Raw genomic sequence first — 22,307 nt, 5'->3', positions numbered from 1 at the left:
TTCACACTAGATCAACTAGGGCAAGTAGAACTTCCGGTCCGCGATCGATCATCGGGGAGCGCGTCACGTCACTCCCCGTTCACCCCGGGGTGGGAGCATGGGCGGATGCCGCTCGCCCGCCGCCTCACCCTCGTCGACGCCGTCGCGATCGGACTCGGTTCGATGATCGGCGCCGGGGTGTTCGCCGTCTGGTCACCGGCCCTCGGAGTCGCCGGCTCCGGCATCCTGATCGCGCTGGCGATCGCCGCCCTCGTCGCGTTCTGCAACGCCACCTCCTCGGCGCAGCTCGCGGCGGTGCACCCCGTCGCCGGCGGCACGTACGCGTACGCGCGGGCCGAGATCGGCCCGTGGTCGGGCTTCATCGCGGGGTGGTGCTTCGTGATCGGCAAGATCGCGAGCTGTGCGGCCATGGCGATGACCTTCGCCGCCTACGCCGCCCCGGAGAGCTGGCGGACGCCCGTCGCCGTGCTCGCGGTCGCCGCCCTCGCCACCGTCAACTGCTTCGGCGTCACCCGCACCGCGCTGCTGACACGCATCCTCGTGGTCCTCTCGCTGCTCGGGCTGGCCGCGGTCGCGGCATCCGGACTCGCCGCCGCACCGCAGGCCTCTCCCGCTCCCCTGCCCGACGCGACCGCGTACGGCGTGCTGCAGGGGGCGGGCCTGCTCTTCTTCGCCTTCGCCGGGTACGCGCGCATCGCGACCATGGGCGAGGAGGTGATCGACCCCGCCCGCACGATCCCCCGCGCGATCGTGCTCGCCCTCGGCGGCGCGGTCGTCGTCTACGTGCTGGTGGCGGTCGCGGTGATGCTGGCGCTGGGGGCGGATGCCGTCGGCAGCGCGCATCCGCTCGCCGACGTCGCCGAGGCCGCCGGCTGGAGCTGGGCGGGTCCGGTCGTGCGCATCGCGGCCGCGACGGCGTCTCTGGGCGCGCTGCTCGCCCTCATCACCGGCATCGGACGCACCACGCTGGCCATGGCACGCGAGGCGGATCTGCCGCGGTTCCTCGCCGTCGTCGACGAGCGGTGGCAGGTGCCGCAGCGCGCCGAGGTCGCCGTGGCACTGATCGTGATCGGGATCGTGCTGGTGGCCGACCTGCGCGGAGCGATCGGCTTCTCGTCGTTCGGCGTGCTGCTGTACTACCTGATCGCGAACGCCGCGGCGCTGCGCCAGCGAGCCGACGTGCGCCGCTACCCGAAGGCGCTGCAGGTGATCGGCGCGATCGGATGCCTGGTGCTGGTCTCGACGCTGCCCGCACTCGCCTCGCTGATCGGCACCGGGGTCGTGCTGGCCGGCATCGGGTACCGGATGCTGCGGCTGAGACTCGTCATGCGCTGAGCTGTGCGCGCCGATCCGGGCGCGCGGGTGCATCGGGCGCGGGGCGCGCGGGTGCATCGGGCGCGGGGCGCGCGGGTGCAGGCGAACAGCCGAGCGCAGGTCGGATGCCGTGACATCGACCTGCGCTCGTGTGTTCGCCTTCCTCGGCGTGGGCGGATCAGGCCAGCGGCTTGATCTCGGCGGAGCCCGCCTCGTCGCCGGACCGCACCGAGGCGAACCCGGTGTAGCCGTCGGCAGCCGAGCGCTCGAGCAGCGCCTTCATGTTCTTCGCGCGGCGTTCGAGGCGCACGCGAGCGACACCCGCGCGCAGCAGCGCGGACTTGTGCGCCAGCAGCTCCGCGACCGGCACGTCGGCGTCGTGCACGAGCACGACGGCCTGGGCCTGATCGACCTCCTGCTCGGCGACCAGGTCGACGATGCGCTCGAAGCCGATCGAGAAGCCCACAGCGGGGACCTGCTGGCCGAGGAACCGGCCGATCATGCCGTCGTAGCGCCCGCCGCCGCCGAGCGAGTAGCCCACGGATGGGTGCGCCAGCTCGAAGATCGTTCCCGTGTAGTAGCCCATGCCGCGCACGAGGAACGGGTCGTACACGAGAGGGGGCTCCCCGGCATCCGGGCGTGCGGCGACGACCGCCTCGCCGAGCGAGGCGAGGTGCGCGACGATCTCGTCGGGAGCGCTCTCGGGGAGCGCCTTGCGGATCTGCCGCTCGCCGTAGGGGGTGTATTCGCGCGTCTGCGGGCGCTTCAGGAACGCCTCGAACGCGTCGACGGCTGTGGCCGTGACTCCACGCTCGCGCAGCTCCCCCGCGACGCCGTCGGGGCCGATCTTGTCGAGCTTGTCGATCGTGATCAGCACGCCGGGGCGCTCGTCCTCGGTGAAGCCGAAGCTGTCGAGCATCCAGTCCAGCGCGCGACGGTCGTTGACCCGCACCGTGCCGCCCTGCAGGCCCAGCGCGTCGATCGTGTCGAGGGACGCGACGATCAGCTCCGCCTCCGCCCGGGAGCTCTCGTCGCCCATGATGTCGATGTCGCACTGCACGAACTGGCGGTAGCGGCCCTTCTGCGGCCGCTCGGCGCGCCACACCGGCCCGATCTGGATCGCACGGAACACCGTCGGCAGCTGCCCGCGGTTCGTCGCGTAGAAGCGAGCGAGCGGGACCGTGAGGTCGTAGCGCAGGCCCAGGTCGCTGAGCGCGGCCGGGTCGTCAGCCGCAGCCCGGATGCCGTCGGCGTCGAGTCCGCGGCGCAGGATGCTGTACGACAGCTTCTCGTTGTCGCCGCCGATGCCGGCGTGCAGGCGCCCGTGCTCCTCGACCACCGGGGTCTCGATCTCGTCGAAGCCGTGCGCACGGTAGCGCTCGCGGATGACGGCGAGCACACGCTCTCGACGAGCCTTTTCTGCGGGGAGGAAGTCGCGCATGCCGCGCGGAGGGTTCACAGTTGCCACGCATCCATCTTCCCAGGTCACCGACGGGCTCTTCGAATCGCTCGACTTGCGCCGATCCGGGCGTCGCGGCGGCAAGATGAGCGATTCGAACGGTCAGCCCGCCTGCTCGGCGGCGCGCACCTCGGATTCGAGCAGGCGGAGGCGCTCGCGCAGCGCGCGCTCGGCGTCCCATCCCTGCTCTCGCGCTGCGGCGACGAGGGCGAGCAGGGCGTCACCCAGCTCGGCTTCGGATGCCGGCTGCCCGACCTGCGCGGACGCGCCTTCGGCCGGCTCGACGACCGACGAGGCCCGTCCGAGCAGCTTGTGCGCTCGGGCCAGCGCGGGCATGCCCGCCGGCACGCCGTCGAGCACGCTGCGCCGCTCGCGCTTCTCGGCCGCCTTGGCCGCGTTCCAGTGCACGAGCACCTCGTCGGGCGTGGTCGCGACGGCATCGCCGAAGACGTGCGGATGCCGTCGCACCATCTTCTCGGTCAGCCCGCGCGCCACGTCGTCGATGTCGAACGGGTCGGACGGGCTCTGCGCGGTGATCGCCGCGTGGAACAGCACCTGCCAGAGCAGGTCGCCGAGCTCTTCGCGCATCTCGACGCGATCGTCGCGCTCCACGGCGTCGATCAGCTCGTGCGCCTCCTCGATGAGATAGGGCACGAGGTCGCGGTGAGTGATCCTCTGCGACCAGACGCATCGCTCGCGCACCTGCCGCATCGTCTCGGCGGCGGCACGCAGCGCATCGGGCTCGCTCAGCGGATCGGTCATCGGCTCACTCCACCGCCGCCGCGAGCCGGCGGTACGAGCGCGCCCGCGCGGTGACGACGATGGCGGAGAGCACCAGGGCGATCAGCGAGCCGCCGAGCACACCGAGGATCGCCTGGTCGCGGATCCCGTTGTCGTCGGCGAAGGCGAGGTTCGCGAGCAGCAGCGACACCGTGAACCCGATGCCGCCGAGGGTGCCGGCGGCGAGGATGTCGGGCAGGCGCAGCGCCGGCTCGGTTCCCTTCGGGCGCAGCTGCATGCTCAGCCACCCGAAGATCCCGATGCCGATGATCTTCCCGACCGGCAGCGCGATGAGGATGCCCCAGAACGCCGGCGACAGCTCGGCGGGCGACACCTGCGGGATGACGACGAACGCGGCGACGAACGCGAAGATCGGCAGGATCACGCCGTTCACCGTCGGCTCGAGCGCGTGACGGGTCTTCTCGGCGGGCGCGGGCGACATCGCCAGGCCCAGCATCACTCCGGCGATCGTCGCGTGGATCCCGGAGAGCGCCATGAAGCCCCAGGCGAGCACGCCCACGACACCCATCAGCACGGCGACCCCCGATGAGCCGTTCTTGGCGACCACCCGGCTGAGCACGGCGAACACCACGACAGACGCGACCGCGAGGGTGAACATCGCCCAGTTCACGTCGTGCGCGAACAGCACGGCGATGAAGATGATGCCGATGATGTCGTCGAGGATGGCGAGGGCGAGCAGGAAGACACGCACCGCCGAGGGCAGCCCCTTGCCGAACATGGCGAGCACGCCGAGGGCGAACGCGATGTCGGTGGCGGTCGGGATGGGCCAGCCGACGGCTGTGCCCTCGCCGGTCGCGGGTCCGGCGATCAGCAGGTAGACGGCGATCGGCACGATCACGCCGCCGGTCGCGGCGATCGCCGGCTGCACCGCCTTGCGCGGCGAGTCCAGCTCGCCGTGGGTGAGCTCGTGCCGCAGCTCGATCGCGACCACGAGGAAGAAGATCGCGAGCAGCCCGTCTGCCACCCACTCCTCGATCGAGAGATCGAGTCCCGTGCCGGGGATGGCGATATGCGCATGCAGCACGTCGGCGATCCCGTCGTGCGTCGCGAGGTTCGCCAGCAGCAGGCCGAGCGCCGCGGCGGCGAGAAGAAGCGCTGCCGGGAACTGCTGGCCACGAAGGGGATTGTCCGAGATTCGCATCCCCTCCACTCTGTCACAGGGGACGGAGGCCCCGTTCGAGCGGTTTACCCTCGAAGCATGTCGCTCGAGCCCACGAACACCGAAGCCATCCGCGTCATCACCCGATTCGAGGCCTCCCACGGCATTCCCGACGCGATGCGCGCGGATGTCCGGATGCTCGGCGGTCTGCTCGGGCAGGTGCTGCGCGAGTCGGGCAGCCCCGGTCTCTTCGAGGATGTGGAGCGGCTGCGACTGGCGACCATCCAGGCATCCGATGTCGACGACGACGGAGCCGCGTTCACGCGGGCCGCCGAGATCGCCGACTCGTTCACGATCGAGCGCGCCGACGAGGTCGCCCGGGCCTTCACCTGCTACTTCCACCTCGTCAACCTCGCCGAGGAGCACCAGCGCGTGCGCATCCTGCGCGAGCGCTCCGGTCAGCCCCGCGAGGGCGCGACCGACACCGTCGCGACCGCCTTCGCCCAGCTGACGAAGGAGGTCGGGGAGGATGCCGCTCGCGAGCGGCTCGCCGAGCTGCGCTTCCACCCGGTGTTCACCGCCCACCCCACCGAGGCCCGCCGACGTGCGGTGTCGGGCAGCATCCGCCGCCTCTCCGAGCTGCTCACCGAGCACGATGCCGCGAGCGAGGGCGGCGCCGACGAGCGGCGCGCGCGCCGCAGGATGCTCGAGGAGATCGACACGCTGTGGCGCACCGCTCCGCTGCGTGCGCAGAAGCCCACCCCGACCGACGAGGTCCGCACCGTGATGGGAGTGTTCGACGAGACGCTCTTCAGCACCGTGCCGCACGTGTACCGCCGCATCGACGACGCGCTGCGCGGCGACGAGTCCGGCGCGAGCGCGCCCGTCGTCCCCGCGTTCGTGCGCGTCGGCTCGTGGGTCGGCGGCGACCGCGACGGCAACCCGTTCGTCACCGCCGCGGTCACGAGGGAGGCCGCGCAGATCGCGTCCGAGCACGTGCTGCGCGGGCTCGAGCGGGCACTCGACCGCATCGGCCGCTCGCTCACCCTCGACGCCGCCGACACCCCGCCGAGCGACGAGGTCAGCGCGATCTGGCAGCGCTTCGCCGACGGGCATCCGGAGCTCGCGGACGAGATCGCGACCCGCTCGCCGTCCGAGCCGCACCGGCGCGTGATGCTCGCACTCGTGCACCGCGTGCACGCGACCCGCACCGAGCAGGACGGCGCCTACAGCGCCCCCGAGGAGCTGCTCGCCGACCTGCGGGCGGTGCAGTCGTCACTGGCGGATGCCGGGGCGCGCCGCCACGCGTTCGGCGGCATGCAGCACGTGATCTGGCAGGTGGAGACGTACGGGTTCCACCTCACCGAGCTCGAGGTGCGGCAGCACTCGAAGGTGCACCGGCAGGCTCTCGAGGAGCTGGACGCCGGCGGCGAGCTCAGCGCGCAGACCGAGGAGGTGCTCGATGTGTTCCGCGCGGTCGCCGACATCCAGCGGCGCTACGGACTGCGGGCCGCCGGACGCTACGTCGTCTCGTTCACGCAGTCCGCGCAGGACCTCGCAAACGTGCACCGCCTCGCGGCGTACGCCCTGGGCGACGACGCGCCGGTGCTGGACGTCGTCCCGCTGTTCGAGACCTTCGCCGATCTGCAGGCCGCCCCCGCCATCCTCGCCGAGGTGGTGCGGTTCCCCGAGTTCCGCGCCCGCCTCGACGCCACCGGGGACCGGCTCGAGGTCATGCTCGGCTACTCCGACTCGTCGAAGGACGTCGGCCCGGTGGCCGCGAACCTCGCCCTCTACGAGGCGCAGCGGCAGATCGCCCTGTGGGCGAAGGAGTCGGGCATCCGGCTCACCCTGTTCCACGGTCGCGGCGGGGCGCTCGGCCGCGGCGGGGGACCTGCCAACTCCGCGATCCTCGCGCAGCCGCCGCACTCCGTCGACGGCCGCTTCAAGCTCACCGAGCAGGGTGAGGTCATCTTCGCCCGCTACGGCGAGCCGGCGATCGCGATGCGCCACATCGACCAGGTGGCCGCGGCGACGCTGCTCGCGTCCTCCCCCTCCGTCGAGCAGCGCACCAGCGGCGCCGCCGAGCGGTTCGCCGACGTCGCCCAGACGATGGACACCGCGTCGCGCGAGCGATTCTTCTCGCTCGTCGCCGCCGACGGGTTCGCGCCGTGGTTCGCGACCGTCACGCCGATGGAGGAGATCGGGCTGCTCGCCCTCGGCTCGCGTCCGGCGCGTCGCGGCCTGTCGGTCGAGTCGCTCGAGGACCTCAGGGCGATCCCGTGGGTGTTCGCCTGGACGCAGGCGCGGATCAACCTCGCCGGCTGGTTCGGCCTGGGGACGGCGCTGGATGCCGTCGGCGACGAGGCTCGACTGAGCGAGGCGTACCGCGACTGGCCGCTGCTGCGCACCATGGTCGACAACGTCGCGATGAGCCTGGCGAAGACCGACGAGCGCATCGCCCGCGAGTACCTCTCGCTCGGCGACCGCGACGACCTCGCGAAGATCGTGCTCGACGAGCTCGCCCTCACCCGCGACTGGGTGATCCGTCTTACCGGCGGCGAGCAGCTGCTCGGCAACAAGCCCGTGCTGCAGCGCGCGGTGCAGTTGCGCACGCCCTACGTCGACGCCCTGTCGCTGCTTCAGCTTCGGGCGCTGCGCGCCCTGCGCTCCGACGTCCAGGGCGAGACCGACCCCGATCTGCAGCGTCTGCTGCTGCTTTCGGTCAGCGGAGTCGCGGCTGGTCTGCAGAACACCGGGTGATAGCATCCCCTGCGACTTCTCGTCGGAGAGGGCACGACCTGCCAGCTAAAGTGAAGGCTCCAGCCTGATCCGGCGAAGCATCACGCGACACGATCGCACTCCTCCATCCCCCACCAGAAAGCTTCCCGCGTGACAGAGAACACTGCCGACTTCCATCCGCTCAGCGATGCCGCACAGCCCGTCTTCGACACGGTGCGCAGCCTCAACCCGAATGAGCCGGAGTTCCACCAGGCGGTGCACGAGGTGCTGCACTCGATCGGCCCGGTGCTCGAGCGGCACCCGAAGTACCTCGATCAGGGCGTGCTCGAGCGCCTCGTCGAGCCCGAGCGCCAGGTGATCTTCCGGGTGCCGTGGATCGACGACGCGGGCAAGCTGCAGGTCAACCGCGGCTACCGCGTGCAGTACAACTCCGCGCTCGGCCCGTACAAGGGCGGTCTGCGCTTCCACCCCTCGGTGAACATCTCGATCATCAAGTTCCTCGGCTTCGAGCAGATCTTCAAGAACGCGCTCACCGGACAGGGCATCGGCGGCGGCAAGGGCGGCTCGAACTTCGACCCGCACGGCAAGAGCGAGGCCGAGGTGATGCGCTTCTGCCAGTCGTTCATGAGCGAGCTGTTCCGCCACATCGGCGAGCACACCGACGTGCCTGCGGGCGACATCGGCGTGGGCGGCCGCGAGATCGGCTACCTGTTCGGCATGTACCGCAAGATGACGAACCGTCACGAGTCGGGCATCCTCACCGGCAAGGGCATCGGCTGGGGCGGCGCGCAGGTGCGCACCGAGGCGACCGGCTACGGCGCGGTGTTCTTCGTGCAGGAGATGCTCGCGGTGCACGGCGAGAGCCTCGAGGGCAAGCGCGTCGCGGTCTCGGGCTCGGGCAACGTCGCGATCTACGCGATCGAGAAGGCCACCCAGCTCGGTGCACGGGCCATCACCGCATCCGACTCCTCCGGCTACATCGTCGACGACGCCGGCATCGACCTCGCCCTGCTGCGCCAGATCAAGGAGGTCGAGCGCGCCCGCATCGTCGAGTACGCGAACCGCCGCCCCGGTGCGCGCTTCGTCGAAGGCGGCAACGTGTGGGAGACCCCGGTCGACATCGCCGTGCCGTCGGCCACGCAGAACGAGCTGAACGAGGACTCCGCCCGCATGCTCATCGCCAACGGCGTGCGCGCGGTCGCCGAGGGCGCGAACATGCCGTCGACCCCCGAGGCCGTCGGCGCGTTCCAGGACTCCGAGGTGCTCTTCGCACCCGGCAAGGCGGCGAACGCCGGTGGCGTCGCGACCTCCGCGCTCGAGATGAGCCAGAACGCGTCGCGCCAGCGCTGGAACTTCGCGAACAGCGAGCAGAAGCTGCGCGACATCATGGCCGACATCCACGACGCGTCGTTCCGTGCCGCCGAGCGCTACGGCGCCCCCGGCGACTACGTCGCGGGCGCCAACATCGCCGGCTTCGAGCGGGTTGCGGATGCCATGCTCGCGCAGGGCGTCATCTGACCCGACGCATCGCTGTCCCTCGCTGAGAAACCACTTCCTGCACGAGAAACCACGCCAGAGCGCGTTTCTCACGCAGGAAGTGGTTTCTCGCGTTCGGGGCGGGGCGCCGAGCTCAGAGGCGGCGGTCGGTGGCGTGGCGGGCGAGCGAGCTCGCGTAGCGCTCGGTGAGCTGCACCATCAGGTCGGGGGTGTCGCGGTCGACGCCGAACACGTGGCCGGGGAAGTCGAGCGCGGGCATCGCGGCGGCGATCTCATCGGCCCGGTCGGGCGAGAACAGCTGCACGGGGTCGCCGACCGCGACCCAGCCGATCGGAACGACGCTGCCCTCCGGCAGCACCGCGCGGCGCTGGACGATCGCGTTCACCCGCACCTCGCAGCGAGGCCCGATGAGCGAGCCGTTGAAGACGCGAGCGCCGGATGCCAGGAACACCTCCTCACCGACGGTCGCACCCGCGATGCTCGCCAGCGTGCCCACGAGGGTGTGATCGCCGATGTGCACGGCGTCGGCCGCCGTGGCGCGGATGAGCGCGTTCTCCATCACGATGACATGCTCGCCGAGGGTGATCGGCCCGCCCTCGGCGGTGATCACGGCGCCGTGCAGCACCTGGCAGTTCGGTCCGATCTCGACGTCTCCCGAGATCACTGCGGTCGGCGCCACGACGGCGGTGTCGTGGATGCGGGGCCGAGCCCCGAGGTGCTCGTACATCATGCGGCCAGACTAGCCCTGCGCGTCGGCGCCGCGCTGCCTCAGCGGGCGCGCAGCACCGCCGGCAGCACGATGTGCACCTCGGGGATCATGCCGGGGGTCACCCGCTTGCGGAAGATCCAGTAGCTCCACGCCTGGTAGAGCAGGATCACCGGCAGCGACACGGCGGCAACGACCGTCATCACGCCGAGCGTGTACGGCCCGTTGGCGGCGTTCCAGACAGTGAGGTCGAACGCGGCATCCACCGTGGAGGGCAGCAGCAGCGGGAACATCCCGGCGAAGATGGCCGCGGCGCCGAACAGCCCGAACCCGGCGAAGCCGATGAACGCGCGACCCTCGTGGCGCCCCCGCGCCGCCCGCCAGCCGAAGGCGGCGGCGAGCACCGCGAACACGATGAGCGTCCAGGCGAACACGTTGCCGCCGTGCGCCACCTGCACCCAGATCGCCCACACGGCCGCCGGGGCGATGCACAGCGGCGCCCAGCGGGCGGCGAAGCGTCCGGCCCGCTCGCGCACCGGACCGTCGGCCTTGAGACCGAGGAAGGTCGCCGAGTGCAGCAGCGCGAAGCCGACCACGGCGAGACCGCCGAGCACGGCGGGAACCGTCAGCCAGACGAACGGTCCGCCGACGCGGTCGCCGTTCGCGTCGATGGGCAGACCCGTCGAGGTCAGTGCCAGCGCCGCCCCGATGCAGAACGCGACGATGAGAGAGCCGAGCCCGATCATCCAGGTCCACAGGGTGCGCCAGCGCTCGGTGTGCACCTTGCCGCGGTACTCGATGCCGACGGCTCGCACGATGAGACCGACCAGGGTGATCGTCAGCGGCACGTACAGCGTGGAGAACAGTGAGGCGTACCAGGCGGGGAACGCGGCGAACATCGCCGCCCCCGCGGTGATCAGCCACACCTCATTGCCGTCCCAGACGGGACCGATGGTGTTCAGCATCACGCGACGGTCGCGCTCGGATCGGGTGGAGAACACCATGTGCATGCCCACACCGAGGTCGAAGCCCTCCAGCAGCAGGTAGCCGATCCACAGCACGGCGATCGCCACGAACCAGACGACGGGAAGCGGTTCCATTTCCTCAGTTCCTCTCGGGCCGGTCAGTATGCGAAGGCGAGCACGTCGTCGCGTCGGTCGGGATCGGGTCGGGTGCCGTCGCCGTCATCCGGATGCCCGGGTGCGGCGAGTTCGGGCATCGAGGCGGCCACGCCGCCGCGGACGTACTTCACCATCAGGTAGAGCTCGATCACGAGCATCACGCCGTACACGGCGCTGAGGGTGATGACCGAGAACAGCAGTTCGCCTGCCGTCACGCCGGGTGAGACGGCCGCGGCGGTGAACATGAACACACCGTCGATGCCGGTCGCGTCGGGGTTGGGCGCCACGACGAAGGGCTGGCGGCCGAGCTCGGTGAAGATCCAGCCGGCGATGTTGGCCGCGAACGGTGCGACGATGCCGAGCAGCGCGAGGCGCATGATCCACGGCGAGCGCGGCACGGTGCCCTTGCGGGTCAGCCACAGCGCGACGACGCCGCCGAAGGCGACGACCCCGCCGAGGCCGATCATCAGCCGGAAGCCCCAGTAGGTGACCCACATCACCGGCACGTACTGCACGTCGGTGCCGGCCATGTCGCCGTAGAGCGCGTCATCGGGGATCGTCTTGCCGTACTGGTCGACGTACTGCGGCTCGAGATCCTTGATGCCGGGCATGTCCGCACCCCACTCGCCGGTGCCCAGGAAGCCCAGCACGCCGGGGATCTCGATGAGGGTGATCACATCGGCGCAGTCCGTCGACCCCGGGTCGCCGAGGGAGAGCACCGAGAACGACGAGCCGGTGTGGCAGGCGGCCTCCGCCGCCGCCATCTTCATCGGCTGCTGCTCGTACATCAGCTTGCCCTGGATGTCGCCGGATGCCACGGTGCCGAGGAACCCGGCGATGGCCACGATCGCGCCGAAGCGCAGCGACCAGATCCAGACGCCGTGATCCTTCTTGTCACGTCCTGGTACGGCATCCGCCTGTCCGACGATCACGCGACCGGTCGCGTCGACCGAGTCGATGCCGTCGTGGCGGCGCCGCCACAGGTGGTACCAGGAGATGCCGAGCAGGAACATGCCCGCCACCACCAGGGCCCCGAAGATCGTGTGGGTGTAGGCGGCGAGCGCGGTGTTGTTGGTGAGCACGGCCCACACGTCGGTCATCACGGGGCGACCGTCGGCACCCATCTCGACGCCGACCGGGTGCTGCATCCACGAGTTGGCGACGATGATGAAGAACGCCGAGATCCACGATCCGATCACCGCGCACCACAGCGCCGCGAGGTGCAGGCCCTTGCGGAGCCGTCCCCAGCCGAAGATCCAGATGCCGAGGAAGGTGGACTCCACGAAGAAGGCGAGCAGCCCCTCCATCGCCAGGGGTGCACCGAACACGTCGCCGACGAAGCGGGAGTATTCGCTCCACGCCATGCCGAACTGGAACTCCTGCACGAGGCCGGTGGCGACGCCGACGATGAAGTTGATCAGGTAGACCTTGCCCCAGAACTTCGTCATGCGCAGGAACTTCTCGTCTCCCGTGCGCACCCAGCGGGTCTGCATGATCGCGACCATCATGCCGAGACCGAGAGTCAGCGGCACCATCAGGAAGTGATAGACGGTCGTGATGCCGAACTGCCAGCGGGCGATGTCGAGAACGTCCACGCGGTTTCTCCGTTCGCGAAGGGGCGGCGGTCGATCCCGCCACGACTATTCTACGTCTCGTAGAACTTCTTCGACACACGATAGAACAAATTCGACAGGGAGTAGAATCGAAGAGCCGGAGATAATCCGACGAAGGAGGGATGCGCTGATGGGAACGCTCGGAGAGCTCGAACGAGCCGTGATGGATGCCATCTGGGAAGCCGACGCGGCGCTGAGCGCCTACGACGTCCAGCACCAGCTCGAGGCAGCGGGGCGGTCGCTGGCCGTGACCACTCTGCTGACCGTGCTGTCGCGCCTGGAGAAGAAGGGCTTCGTCGCCTCCGACCGCTCGGCGCGCCCGCACCGCTACACCGCCGTCGCCTCCCGCGCGGATCATGTCGCAGAGCTCATGCACTCCGTGCTCGGCGACGCCGGTGACCGCACCGCCGTGCTCGAGCGGTTCGTCGGCGGGGTCTCCCCCGAGGATGCCGCCGTGCTGCGCCAGCTGCTCGGCCGCTCGGGCTGACCGAGGCACCGTGCGGAACGACGAGCCATGCTGATCGACGAGCCATGCTGACGGTCGCTGCCGACACGGCGCAGAGCGGGGCGCTGGTGATCCCGCACGGCGTCGTCATCTTCGGCGCGGTCGTGCTGGGACTGTTCGCGGTCGGGCTCGCCTGGCCGGTGCCGGTGGCCCTGTCACGTGCGTCATGGCCGATGCGCGCGCCCGTGATGGCACTGCTGCTGTGGCAGGCGATCGGCCTGGCCGGCGGGTTCTCGATGATCGCGGCGCTGGCTCTCGCCGGTCACGCGGCGCTGCCCGGGCATCCGTGGCTCGCGCCGATCCCCGCCGCCCTGTTCACCATCTACCTGCTCACTCACCTCGGCGCGACGATCGTGCAGGTGACGAAGCAGCGCCGCCGCCATCTCGCACTTCTCGAGATGCTGACCTCTCCGCATCCGACCCGCGCGCGCACGCGGGTGATCGACGATGCGGTCCCGATGGCCTACTGCCTGCCGAACGGGCCGAGGTCGGTCACCGTGCTCTCCCAGGGACTGCTCGATCGCCTCGATCCGGACGAGCTGGCCGCGGTGATCGCGCACGAGCGCGCGCACGTCGAGCAGCGGCACGATCTGCTGCTGCTCGCGTTCCGCGCCTGGCGGTCGGCACTGCCCTGGTTCCCGATGGCGGCGCGTGCGGAAGCCGAGGTCGCGGCGCTCGTGGAGATGCTCGCCGACGATCACGCGCGCCGGGAGGTGCGCGACGAGGTGCTCGCCAGGGCGATCCTGCAGGTGGGCGCCAGCGGCGTGCCCGGCGCTGATCAGCCGGTGTCCGGGTCGATGCGGGTGAGCGACCGGTTCCGGCGGCTCGCCGGCTGACGCGGGAGCGCCCCCTACCTCCGCGTGTTCGCCTGCATCAGGTGAGCGGAGGCGGCACGCGCGCCGAGCCGCACGACCGCGTCGCCGTCACGCCGATCCGCTGTGCGGTGCGAGACGAGAACGACGATCCGCCCCGCGGTGGCAGCACGCACATCGGACATCATGGCCGCGGCGGTCGGACGATCGAGGTGCGCCGTCGGCTCATCCAGCAGAAGGATCTCGGCACGGGTGAGCAGGGCCCGTGCGACGGCGAGCCGCTGACGCTCGCCTCCCGACAGGGCTGAACCGCCGGGACCGACCCGCGCGTCCAGATCGTCGCCGAGGGTGTCGAGCAGGCCGGCGAGACCGGCCCGCCCGAGCACGTCGCGCAGCGCCTCGTCATCGGGTGCGTCGTCGCGATCGCGCGCGAGAAGCAGATTGCCACGAAGGCTCGAATCGAAGACATACGCGTCCTGCGGGCACCAGGCGACCAGGTCGCGCCAAGACCGCTCGTCGAGCGTCGTGATCGGTGTCCCGTCGGCCGTGATCGCTCCGGATGCCACGGGCAGGGCACCCATCACAGCCGAGAGCAGCGTCGACTTGCCCGAACCGGACGGCCCGTCCAGCACGAGCCACCGGCCGCGCTCGACCTCGGCGGAGACGTCCGACACGGCCGCGGTCGCTGCGCCCGGATAGCGGACCGCGACCGCCTCGATGGCGAGTCGGGTGACGGCGTCCGGGACGGTCGTCCCCCACGCCGGGCTCGGCGCCGGCCGCAGCACGACATCGAGACGACGCAGCAGCGTCTGCAGCGCCGGCAGGCGATGCATCGCGGCGACGAGGGCCGCGAGCGGCTCGAGCAAAGCCAGCGAGAGCAGCGCGACGACCGACGCGGACTCGGCCGGCAGGTCGGGAGAGAGCACCGGAACGAGCACGGCGAGCATCGTGGTGGCGATGGTCACGACGGCCGTGCCCAGTCCCGCCGACCACGCGGCGCGGCGCTCCGCCGAGGCGAGCTGCCGCGCGTGCGCGTCGAGCCGGCGCAGAGCGACGGGCGCGACCGCGTTGCCGCGCAGGTCGTCGGCGGCGGACGCGAGGACGGCGGTCGAGCGCACGATGGCCGACCGGGCGGCGACGCGATCAGCGGCGGCGCCGCGCTCGCTGACGACGGCGAGCACCGACGCGATGACGACGGCGGCGATGAGCACCGCGGCGACCAGCACGGTGAGGTGCGGGGTGACGAACGCCGCCGTGACGACGGTGCCTGCGACCACGAGCACGCCCGCGCCGAGCGGCGGCACGACGCGCGGCAGCTGGTCGCGCAGGTCGTCGGCGAGCGTGACGAGGTAGTCGAGCGGGGCGCCGCCCTCGAGCAGACGCCGTGAGCCGGCACCTCGAGCGGCGATGGCCCGCCACAGTCGCAGGCGCAGCGCATCCACCACGAGGAAGGTCGCACGGTGGGTGACCAGTCGGTCGGCGTAGCGTCCGACAGCACGCCCGATGCCGAACGCGCGCACGCCGACGATCGCGACGAGGAGGTACATGATGAACTCCTCGACGCTGGCGCGCACGATCAGCCAGCCCGAGACGGCGGTGAGCGCGACCGCGAGTCCGGCGGCGAGCGCGGAGAGCGCCATCGACGCCGCCCACAGCCAGGCGTGCGGGCGAAGCAGCCCGGCGAGCGTGAGGCTGCGCCGACCCGCTGCCGGCGGCACCGTGAGGGGGGACGACGACGCCGACGGATGCCCGGTCTCGGTCCGTCCGTCGGATCCCGAGTCCTCCTGAGGTTCGCCATCGACCCGGTCGGCAGCCGCGTCGTGCACCGAGTCGCCCACCGGGACGAATCGGTCGGCCAGTGCCAGGGTCTCCGGCTCGTGACTGGCGAGCACGATCGTGCAGCGCGCGGCGCGACGTCGCACCGCGGCGCGCACGAGGTCGGCCGCCACCGGGTCGAGGTGCGCGGTGGGCTCGTCGAGTACGAGGAGGCGGGCGCCGGCATCCACCCGCGCGAGAGCGCGCGCGACGGCCAGCCGGCGCTGCTCCCCCGGACTGAGCTCGGCGACCGCCGCGTCAGCGAGCCGCCCGAGGCCCAGCTCGTCGAGCGCCTCCGGCCCCGCTCCGTACAGCGCCAGTTCGTCGCGCGGCGTGGCGGCGAAGGCGCGCGGTGCCTGAGGCGCCCAGGCCACAGCATCCGGATCGACCCCGCGCACCGCCCCCGAGATCTCCGCATCGGCGGGCAGCACCCCGGCCAGCGCGCCGAGCAGGGTCGACTTGCCTGCGCCGCTCGGTCCGGTCACCGCCGTGATCCCCGAGATCTCTGCCGTCACCTCGCGCAGGGCGGGTGTCTGACGGCCCGGGTACGTGACCGTCAGCGCATCGACGCGCGTCCGGCCCGACGGGTCGACGCGCACGTCGTGCCGCGCCGGCGCTCCGAGCATCGCCTTCGCGCGCTCGAGAGCGGACAGTCCGTCCTGCGACGCGTGGAAGGCCGTGCCGACGTCGCGCAGGGCGGTGAAGCACTCCGGCGCGAGGATCAGCGCGATGAGCGCCGGCTCCAGCGCCATCGTGCCGTTGAGCAGACGCAGGCCGAGGAACACGGCCACCACCGCCACCGAGATCGTGGCGATGAGCTCGAGGGCGAGGGCTGACAGGAACGCCCAGCGCAGCGTCTCCTCGGTGCGCTGCCGATAGCGACGCTGGATGCCGTCGAGCGCCCGCGTCTGCTCGTCGACCCGGCCCAGGCCCACGAGCACGGGCAGGCCGCGGGCGAGCTCGGTGAGGTGATCGGCGAGGCGGGTGAGAGCGCTGAGCGCCGCGTCGGTGCGCTGCTGGGTGTGCCTGCCGATGAGGATCATGAACAGCGGCACGAGCGGGACGGTGATCACGATGATGAGAGCGCTGAGCCAGTCGGCGCCGAGTATCCGCACCCCCACCAGCAGGGGAACGATCACCGCGCCGATCAGGGAGGGCAGCGACTGGATGAAGTAGTCGTCGAGGTCATCCAGACCGTCGGCGGCGAGCACGGCCGTCCCGCCGCCGGCCCGGTCGCCGTCGACGATGCGAGCCCACAGTCGCGTGCGCAGATCGCCCTTGACGTGGGTTGCGACGCGGCGGGAGACGACGGATGTCGCCCATTCCGCCCCGGCCCGCAGCAGCGCTCCCGTCACCCCCAGGATGAGGATGGCGCGGGTGGCGTCGGGTGTCAGCCCGGACGCTGCGAGGCCGGCGATCCCGCGGGCCACGGCCTCGGCGATGAGCACGAGACCGAGCGCGCGTGCGGCGGCGAGCAGCCCGAGCACGTACAGTGCCCGCTCCGGCACCGAGGACAGGTCGGGCCGGCGCGACGGCGTCTTGGGGCGCGACGCCTCCAGCACCCAGGGATCTCGGTCAGCGCTCACCCCGCAATTCTACTGTGCGTAGAAGTGCGGGCCTGTCGCGCCGCCAGCGGATCAGACGACCGCCGGCTCCGCCTTCGCCGGCTCGGGGAACATCGCGGTGAAGAGGTTGCCGACCCACTCGATGAGATCGGAATCCGTGGGCATCGGCACGACCAGCGCCTCTCCTCCGCCGACGAGCTTCGCCTTCGGGTACAGCCGCTGCAGGCGCACCTTCATCGAGTCCTCGAAGCGGGCCGGCGCGATGCGCAGGTTCGATCCCATCGCCACGACATCCGACAGCCCTGCTCGCGCGGCGCGCCGGCGCAGACGCGCCACCTTCACCAGCGTGGTGACCTCGTCGGGGAACGCACCGTACCGGTCGACGAGCTCCTCGACCACGAGGTCGATCGCGTCGTCCGCGGCCGACACCGTGGCCGCCGACGACAGCTTCTGATAGGCCTCCAGCCGCAGCCGCTCGCTGTCGATGTAGTACTCGGGGATGCGGGCATCCACGGGCAGCTCGAGACGCAGCTCGACCTCGGAGTTCGTGTCCTCGCCGCGGAAGGTCGCCACCGCCTCGCCGATCATGCGCAGGTACAGGTCGAACCCGACCCCGGCGATGTGGCCGGCTTGCTCGGCGCCGAGCAGGTTGCCCGCACCGCGCAGCTCGAGGTCCTTCAGCGCCACCTGCATACCCGAGCCCAGGTCGTTGTTCACCGCGATGGTCTGCAGACGGTCGGCTGCGGTCTCGCTCAGCGGCTTCGTGTCGTCGTACAGGAAGTACGCGTACGCGCGCTCGCGCCCGCGGCCCACGCGTCCGCGCAGCTGGTGCAGCTGCGACAGGCCGTACTTGTCGGCCCGGTCGATGATGATCGTGTTGGCGTTGGAGATATCGAGACCGGTCTCGATGATGGTGGTCGAGACGAGCACGTCGTACTTGCGCTCCCAGAAGTCGTCGACGACCTGCTCGAGCTGATGCTCGCCCATTCTGCCGTGCGCCACCGCGATCCGCGCCTCCGGCACGAGCTCGGCGAGCTCCGAGGCGACGCGCTGGATCGACTGCACGCGGTTGTGCACGAAGAACACCTGCCCCTCGCGCAGGATCTCGCGGCGGATCGCCGCGGCGATCTGCTTGTCGCTGCGCGGGCCGACGAACGAGAGGATCGGATGCCTGTCCTCCGGCGGCGTCTGCAGCGTCGACATCTCCCGGATGCCGGTGACCGCCATCTCGAGGGTGCGCGGGATGGGCGTGGCGCTCATGGCGAGGATGTCGACGTTCGTCTTCAACTTCTTCAGCGCGTCCTTGTGCTCGACGCCGAAGCGCTGCTCCTCGTCGATGATCATCAAACCGAGGTCCTTGAAGAGCACCTGCTCGGTGAGGATGCGGTGCGTGCCGATGACCATGTCGACCGACCCGTCGAGCAGACCCTGCAGCGTGAGCCGCGCCTCCTTGTCGCTCTGGAACCGCGAAAGCGGTCGCACCTGCACCGGGAAGCCGGCGAACCGCTCGGTGAAGGTCTCGAAGTGCTGCTTGACGAGCAGGGTGGTCGGCACGAGCATCGCGACCTGCTTGCCCTCCTGGATGGCCTTGAAGGCGGCGCGAACCGCGACCTCGGTCTTGCCGAAGCCGACGTCACCCGAGAGCAGGCGGTCCATCGGGATGGGCCGCTCCATGTCGGCTTTGATCTCTTCGATCGTCTGCAGCTGGTCGTGGGTCTCGGCGAACGGGAACGCCTCCTCCAGCTCTCGCTGCCAGGGCGTGTCGGGGCCGAAGGCGTGCCCCTTCGAGCTCATCCGCGCCGAGTACAGCTTGACCAGCTCGACGGCGATGTCGCGCACCGCCCGGCGCGCCTTGCCCTTGGCCGCCGCCCAGTCGCTGCCGCCCATCTTCGACAGGGTGGGCGCCTCACCGCCGACGTACTTCGAGAGCATGTCGAGCTGGTCGGTGGGCACGAAGAGCTTGTCGCCCGGGTACCCGCGCTTCGAGGGCGCGTACTCCAGCACGAGGTACTCGCGCGTCGTCTTCACGGCGTTGCGTCCGCCCGACGACACCTCGCGCTTGGTCATCTCGACGAAGCGGCCGATGCCGTGCGTGGAGTGCACGACGAAGTCGCCCGGCTTCAGCTGCAGCGGGTCGACGACGTTGCGGCGGCGCGACGCGAGCTTCTTCACCGTCCGCTGGTCGCCGCCGATGGTGCGGCCGTAGAACTCGTTGTCGGTGAGCACGGCGATCCGGGCATCCGGCACCTGGAAACCCGATTCGACCGATCCCGCGACCAGCGTCGCCACACCGGCCTCGGGCTCGTCGACCAGACGGTCGACGATGCGCGCGGCGAGGCCGCGGTCGCTGAGCACGTCGCGCGCCCGCTCGACCAGCCCCTGGCCCGCCGCGATGACGACGACGCGCCAGCCCTCGGCGAGGCGCGCCTCGACGAACGCGATCGCACCGTCGACGTTTCCGTGGAACGACGGGATGATCGAGGCGTCGAGGTTCTCGGCCGCGTCGTCGTCGACGGCGAACGGCGTGACCCGCCACCACACGCCGTCGCGCTCGTGCACGATCTCGCGCATGCGCGCCAGGCTGAGGAAGTCACCCGCCCCGAGGTCGATCGGAGCCGAGGCGCCCGAGGTCGCCGCGCTCCACGCCGCCTCGAGGAACTCGCGGTTCGTCTCGCCGAGGTTGTGCGCGCGCGAACTGGCGCGCTCCGGATCGACGACGGCCGTGGCCGAGCCCTCCGGAAGGTACTCGGCCAGCGTCATCAGCGGACCTGCGACGACAGGCAGCAGCGACTCCATGCCCTCGACGGGGATGCCCTGCGACATCTTCTCGAGCATCGCCGACATCGCCGGGAAGCGGCCCACCAGCTCGCCGGCGCGCTCACGCACCTCGGCGGTGAGCAGCAGCTCACGGCTCGCGGCGAGCGACACCGATGCCACCTCGCCGGGCAGGGAGCGCTGGTCGGCGACCGAGAAGGCGCGGATCTGGTCGACCTCGTCACCGAAGAACTCCACCCGCAGCGGGTGATCGGCCGTCGGCGGGAAGACGTCGAGGATGCCACCGCGCACCGCGAACTCGCCCCGGCGCGAGACCATGTCGACGCGCGAGTAGGCGCGCTCGATCAGCTGCTCGACCGCGTCATCGAGCTCGATCCCCCGCCCGCCGACCCGCAGCTCGACCGGTGCCGCGTCGCCCAGATTCGAAGCGAGCGGCTGCAGGGCGGCGCGCACCGAGGCGACCACGACGAGCGGCCTCTCGCCTGTCCAGGTCACGATGCGACGCAGCGCGTCGAGACGCTTGCCGACCGTGTCGGGGCTCGGGCTCAGCCGCTCGTGCGGCAGGGTCTCCCACGCGGGGAAGGTGAGGATCTCGGCGTCCTCCAGATACGCGGCGAGCGCCGCGGCGACCGATTCCGCGCGACGGCCGGTGGGCGCGATGACGAGGGCGGATGCCGGCCTGCCGGCCGACACGCGCTTGCGCAGCAGCCCCGCGATGATCGGGACGTCGAGCCCGTCGACCGCCGAGATCTCGGCATCGGTCTGCGCCCAGGTGAGGGCGTCACGGTACAGGTTCGCCTCTTCCAAGGCGCGCAGAATCCCCGGAACAGTCACCGGATGATTCTAGTCGCGACGATCGGGGTCGGGCTCGCCGACCCCCGGCGCACCCGGATCACTCGGCAGCGGCAGATCACGGCGCCCTCGGCGGCTGCGCCTCGAGCCGCGGAAGCCCTCCACCGCCAGCACCGCGAGGGCCACGGCGAGGATGAGGTAGACGAGCGCGTCCGCGCCCTGCATCCGCTCGCCAAGCAGCAGCGCGACGCAGACGAGCAGCACGGGCTCGACGTAGCTGAGCAGACCGAACACGGGCAGCGGCAGCAGGGTCGCCGCCGCGAGATAGAGCGACATGGCCGCCGCGCTGGCCAGCCCGATGCCCACGAGACCCGAGAGCTCGGCACCGGAGATGACGCCGGGTGCGGCGGTGACGAGGAAGATCACCGCGAGCGGCACCATCAGCAGCGATTCGGCGCCGAAGACGATCGGGCCGTCGAGTCCGAAGCGCTGCCGCACCACGAAGTAGACGGTGTACGGCAGGCAGATCGCCAGCGTCACCCACGACAGCTGCGGGGTGGCCGCGACCTTCACGGCGACGGCGACGGCGGCGAGAGAGACGACGAGCCACTGCATCCGGCTCACCGGCGCCCCCAGGAGGAAGCGACCGCCGAGGACGAGGCAGATCGGCAGCAGCAGGTAGCCGAGGGAGGTGTCCAGGGCGTGCCCGTGCATGGGCGCCCACATGAAAAGCCAGAGTTGGAAGCCGATGATGGCGGCGAGGCCGACCAGGAGCAGCGGCATCCACCACCGCGCGCGCAGTCGCCGGCCGAGCACGCGCAGCTGCTCACGGGCGAGCGGGTGCGCCAGGGCGAGCGCGTAGCAGGCGAAGGTGACGAGGATGCGCCACGCGAACACCACCTCGGCGGATGAGCTCAGCACGCCCGCGAGGAAGAAGATCACCCCGAACAGCACGGAGGCGAGCACCGACGCGAGCACGCCGCGAGGCGAGGTGTGCTGCACCGCCACGACCGCCTCCTTCTGGGCACCGCCGACCGCCGCGCACCGACCTCCAGGATATCCGCCGGCGGGCTGCGGATACCGTGGCGGGATGGACCCCGTCTCCCTGCACACCGAGCGACTCGTGCTCAGCATCCCGACCGGCGCCGACATCGATGCGATCACCGCGGCCTGTCAGGATCCCGAGGTGCCGCGCTGGACGACCGTGCCGAGTCCCTACACCCGACAGCATGCGGCGGACTTCGTCGACCTCGTCGCCGGGTGGTGGGCGGACGGCGTCGAGACAGTGTGGGCGATTCGCAAGGGCGGCGTGCTCGCGGGCATGATCGGGCTGCATCGGATCACCGCTCCCTCCCGCTGCGGCGAGGCCGAACTGGGTTTCTGGGGAGTCGCCGACTTCCGCGGGCAGGGCGTCATGACCGAGGCGGCGCGAGCCGTGATCGACTATGCGTTCGACGACCTCGGGCTCGTGCGGATCACCTGGCGCGCCGTCGTGGGGAATCTGCCGTCGGCCCGCACCGCGCGGGCGCTCGGCTTCCGCTACGAGGGAACCCTGCGCCAGGGGCTCAGCAACCCGCGCGGCCGCGATGACGGCTGGATCGCGGGGCTGCTCGCCTCCGACGACCGCGTACCGGTCGAGTGGCCGGTACTGTGAACCGCCCTCGGCCGGCCTCGCGCGTGACAGGATGACG

General features: G+C 71.1%; 15 protein-coding genes. 6 read left to right on the top strand and 9 right to left on the bottom strand.

Annotation, left to right across the window (positions count from 1 at the left end; genetic code table 11):
- Positions 1 to 105 precede the first annotated feature (105 nt).
- On the top strand, positions 106 to 1,335 hold the full coding sequence (locus AB0O65_RS03270; protein WP_313477613.1) for an amino acid permease: 1,230 nt from the start codon (positions 106 to 108) through the stop codon (positions 1,333 to 1,335).
- A 157-nt stretch (positions 1,336 to 1,492) separates the two neighbouring features.
- Here AB0O65_RS03270 and hisS read toward each other — a convergent pair whose 3' ends face one another.
- From hisS to AB0O65_RS03255, 3 genes are all read right to left on the bottom strand, one after another.
- Entirely contained in the window at positions 1,493 to 2,755 is a 1,263-nt protein-coding gene (gene hisS / locus AB0O65_RS03265) for a histidine--tRNA ligase (protein ID WP_363383523.1), read from the bottom strand.
- A 120-nt stretch (positions 2,756 to 2,875) separates the two neighbouring features.
- Positions 2,876 to 3,535: a MazG family protein gene (locus AB0O65_RS03260; RefSeq protein WP_363383041.1), complete on the bottom strand. Its 660-nt coding sequence runs from the start codon at positions 3,533 to 3,535 to the stop codon at positions 2,876 to 2,878.
- Positions 3,536 to 3,539: 4 nt separating this feature from the next.
- Positions 3,540 to 4,715, bottom strand: a complete 1,176-nt coding sequence (locus tag AB0O65_RS03255; protein ID WP_313477611.1) for a Na+/H+ antiporter NhaA — start codon at positions 4,713 to 4,715, stop codon at positions 3,540 to 3,542.
- A gap of 57 nt (positions 4,716 to 4,772) precedes the next feature.
- Here AB0O65_RS03255 and AB0O65_RS03250 point away from each other — a divergent pair, with 57 nt between their 5' ends.
- Together AB0O65_RS03250 and gdhA are read left to right on the top strand one after the other, a co-directional pair.
- A complete protein-coding gene (locus AB0O65_RS03250; RefSeq protein WP_363383039.1) occupies positions 4,773 to 7,436 on the top strand; it encodes a phosphoenolpyruvate carboxylase in 2,664 nt (887 codons plus the stop codon).
- A gap of 129 nt (positions 7,437 to 7,565) precedes the next feature.
- Positions 7,566 to 8,933: an NADP-specific glutamate dehydrogenase gene (gene gdhA / locus AB0O65_RS03245; RefSeq protein ID WP_363383036.1), complete on the top strand. Its 1,368-nt coding sequence runs from the start codon at positions 7,566 to 7,568 to the stop codon at positions 8,931 to 8,933.
- Between the two features lie 112 nt (positions 8,934 to 9,045).
- On the opposite strand, the gene AB0O65_RS03240 is transcribed toward gdhA, so the two are convergent.
- Genes AB0O65_RS03240 through AB0O65_RS03230 form a run of 3 tightly spaced genes read right to left on the bottom strand, consistent with a single transcriptional unit; the run spans position 9,046 to position 12,334 of the window.
- A complete protein-coding gene (locus AB0O65_RS03240; protein WP_363383034.1) occupies positions 9,046 to 9,642 on the bottom strand; it encodes a gamma carbonic anhydrase family protein in 597 nt (198 codons plus the stop codon).
- A gap of 38 nt (positions 9,643 to 9,680) precedes the next feature.
- On the bottom strand, positions 9,681 to 10,718 hold the full coding sequence (gene cydB, locus AB0O65_RS03235) for a cytochrome d ubiquinol oxidase subunit II (RefSeq protein WP_313477604.1): 1,038 nt from the start codon (positions 10,716 to 10,718) through the stop codon (positions 9,681 to 9,683).
- Positions 10,719 to 10,741: 23 nt separating this feature from the next.
- Positions 10,742 to 12,334, bottom strand: a complete 1,593-nt coding sequence (locus AB0O65_RS03230; RefSeq protein ID WP_313477602.1) for a cytochrome ubiquinol oxidase subunit I — start codon at positions 12,332 to 12,334, stop codon at positions 10,742 to 10,744.
- 148 nt (positions 12,335 to 12,482) lie between these two features.
- Between AB0O65_RS03230 and AB0O65_RS03225 the strand changes: the two genes are divergently transcribed.
- Together AB0O65_RS03225 and AB0O65_RS03220 are read left to right on the top strand one after the other, a co-directional pair.
- On the top strand, positions 12,483 to 12,839 hold the full coding sequence (locus AB0O65_RS03225; RefSeq protein WP_071640522.1) for a BlaI/MecI/CopY family transcriptional regulator: 357 nt from the start codon (positions 12,483 to 12,485) through the stop codon (positions 12,837 to 12,839).
- Positions 12,840 to 12,883: 44 nt separating this feature from the next.
- The gene (locus AB0O65_RS03220; RefSeq protein WP_071640520.1) at positions 12,884 to 13,693 is read left to right on the top strand and encodes a M56 family metallopeptidase; all 810 of its coding nucleotides are present in this window, start codon (positions 12,884 to 12,886) and stop codon (positions 13,691 to 13,693) included.
- A gap of 14 nt (positions 13,694 to 13,707) precedes the next feature.
- Here the strand turns inward: AB0O65_RS03220 and cydC are convergent, their stop codons facing one another.
- From cydC to rarD, 3 genes are read right to left on the bottom strand one after another with little or no spacing between them, the layout of a single operon-like run.
- On the bottom strand, positions 13,708 to 17,070 hold the full coding sequence (gene cydC / locus AB0O65_RS03215; RefSeq protein ID WP_363383029.1) for a thiol reductant ABC exporter subunit CydC: 3,363 nt from the start codon (positions 17,068 to 17,070) through the stop codon (positions 13,708 to 13,710).
- Between the two features lie 51 nt (positions 17,071 to 17,121).
- Positions 17,122 to 20,658 (bottom strand): transcription-repair coupling factor, encoded by a 3,537-nt coding sequence (mfd, locus tag AB0O65_RS03210; RefSeq protein WP_191711954.1) that lies wholly within the window; start codon positions 20,656 to 20,658, stop codon positions 17,122 to 17,124.
- Positions 20,659 to 20,667: 9 nt separating this feature from the next.
- Entirely contained in the window at positions 20,668 to 21,624 is a 957-nt protein-coding gene (gene rarD, locus AB0O65_RS03205; RefSeq protein ID WP_363383026.1) for an EamA family transporter RarD, read from the bottom strand.
- Positions 21,625 to 21,706: 82 nt separating this feature from the next.
- On the opposite strand from rarD, the gene AB0O65_RS03200 reads away from it, so the two are divergent.
- The gene (locus tag AB0O65_RS03200) at positions 21,707 to 22,270 is read left to right on the top strand and encodes a GNAT family protein (RefSeq protein WP_363383024.1); all 564 of its coding nucleotides are present in this window, start codon (positions 21,707 to 21,709) and stop codon (positions 22,268 to 22,270) included.
- Positions 22,271 to 22,307 lie beyond the last annotated feature (37 nt).

The organism is Microbacterium sp. NPDC077391 (assembly GCF_040686955.1).
Classification (GTDB): domain Bacteria; phylum Actinomycetota; class Actinomycetes; order Actinomycetales; family Microbacteriaceae; genus Microbacterium; species Microbacterium commune.
The sequence above is the reverse complement of the archived record's forward strand: the minus strand, read 5'-3'. Positions and strand labels throughout refer to the sequence as shown.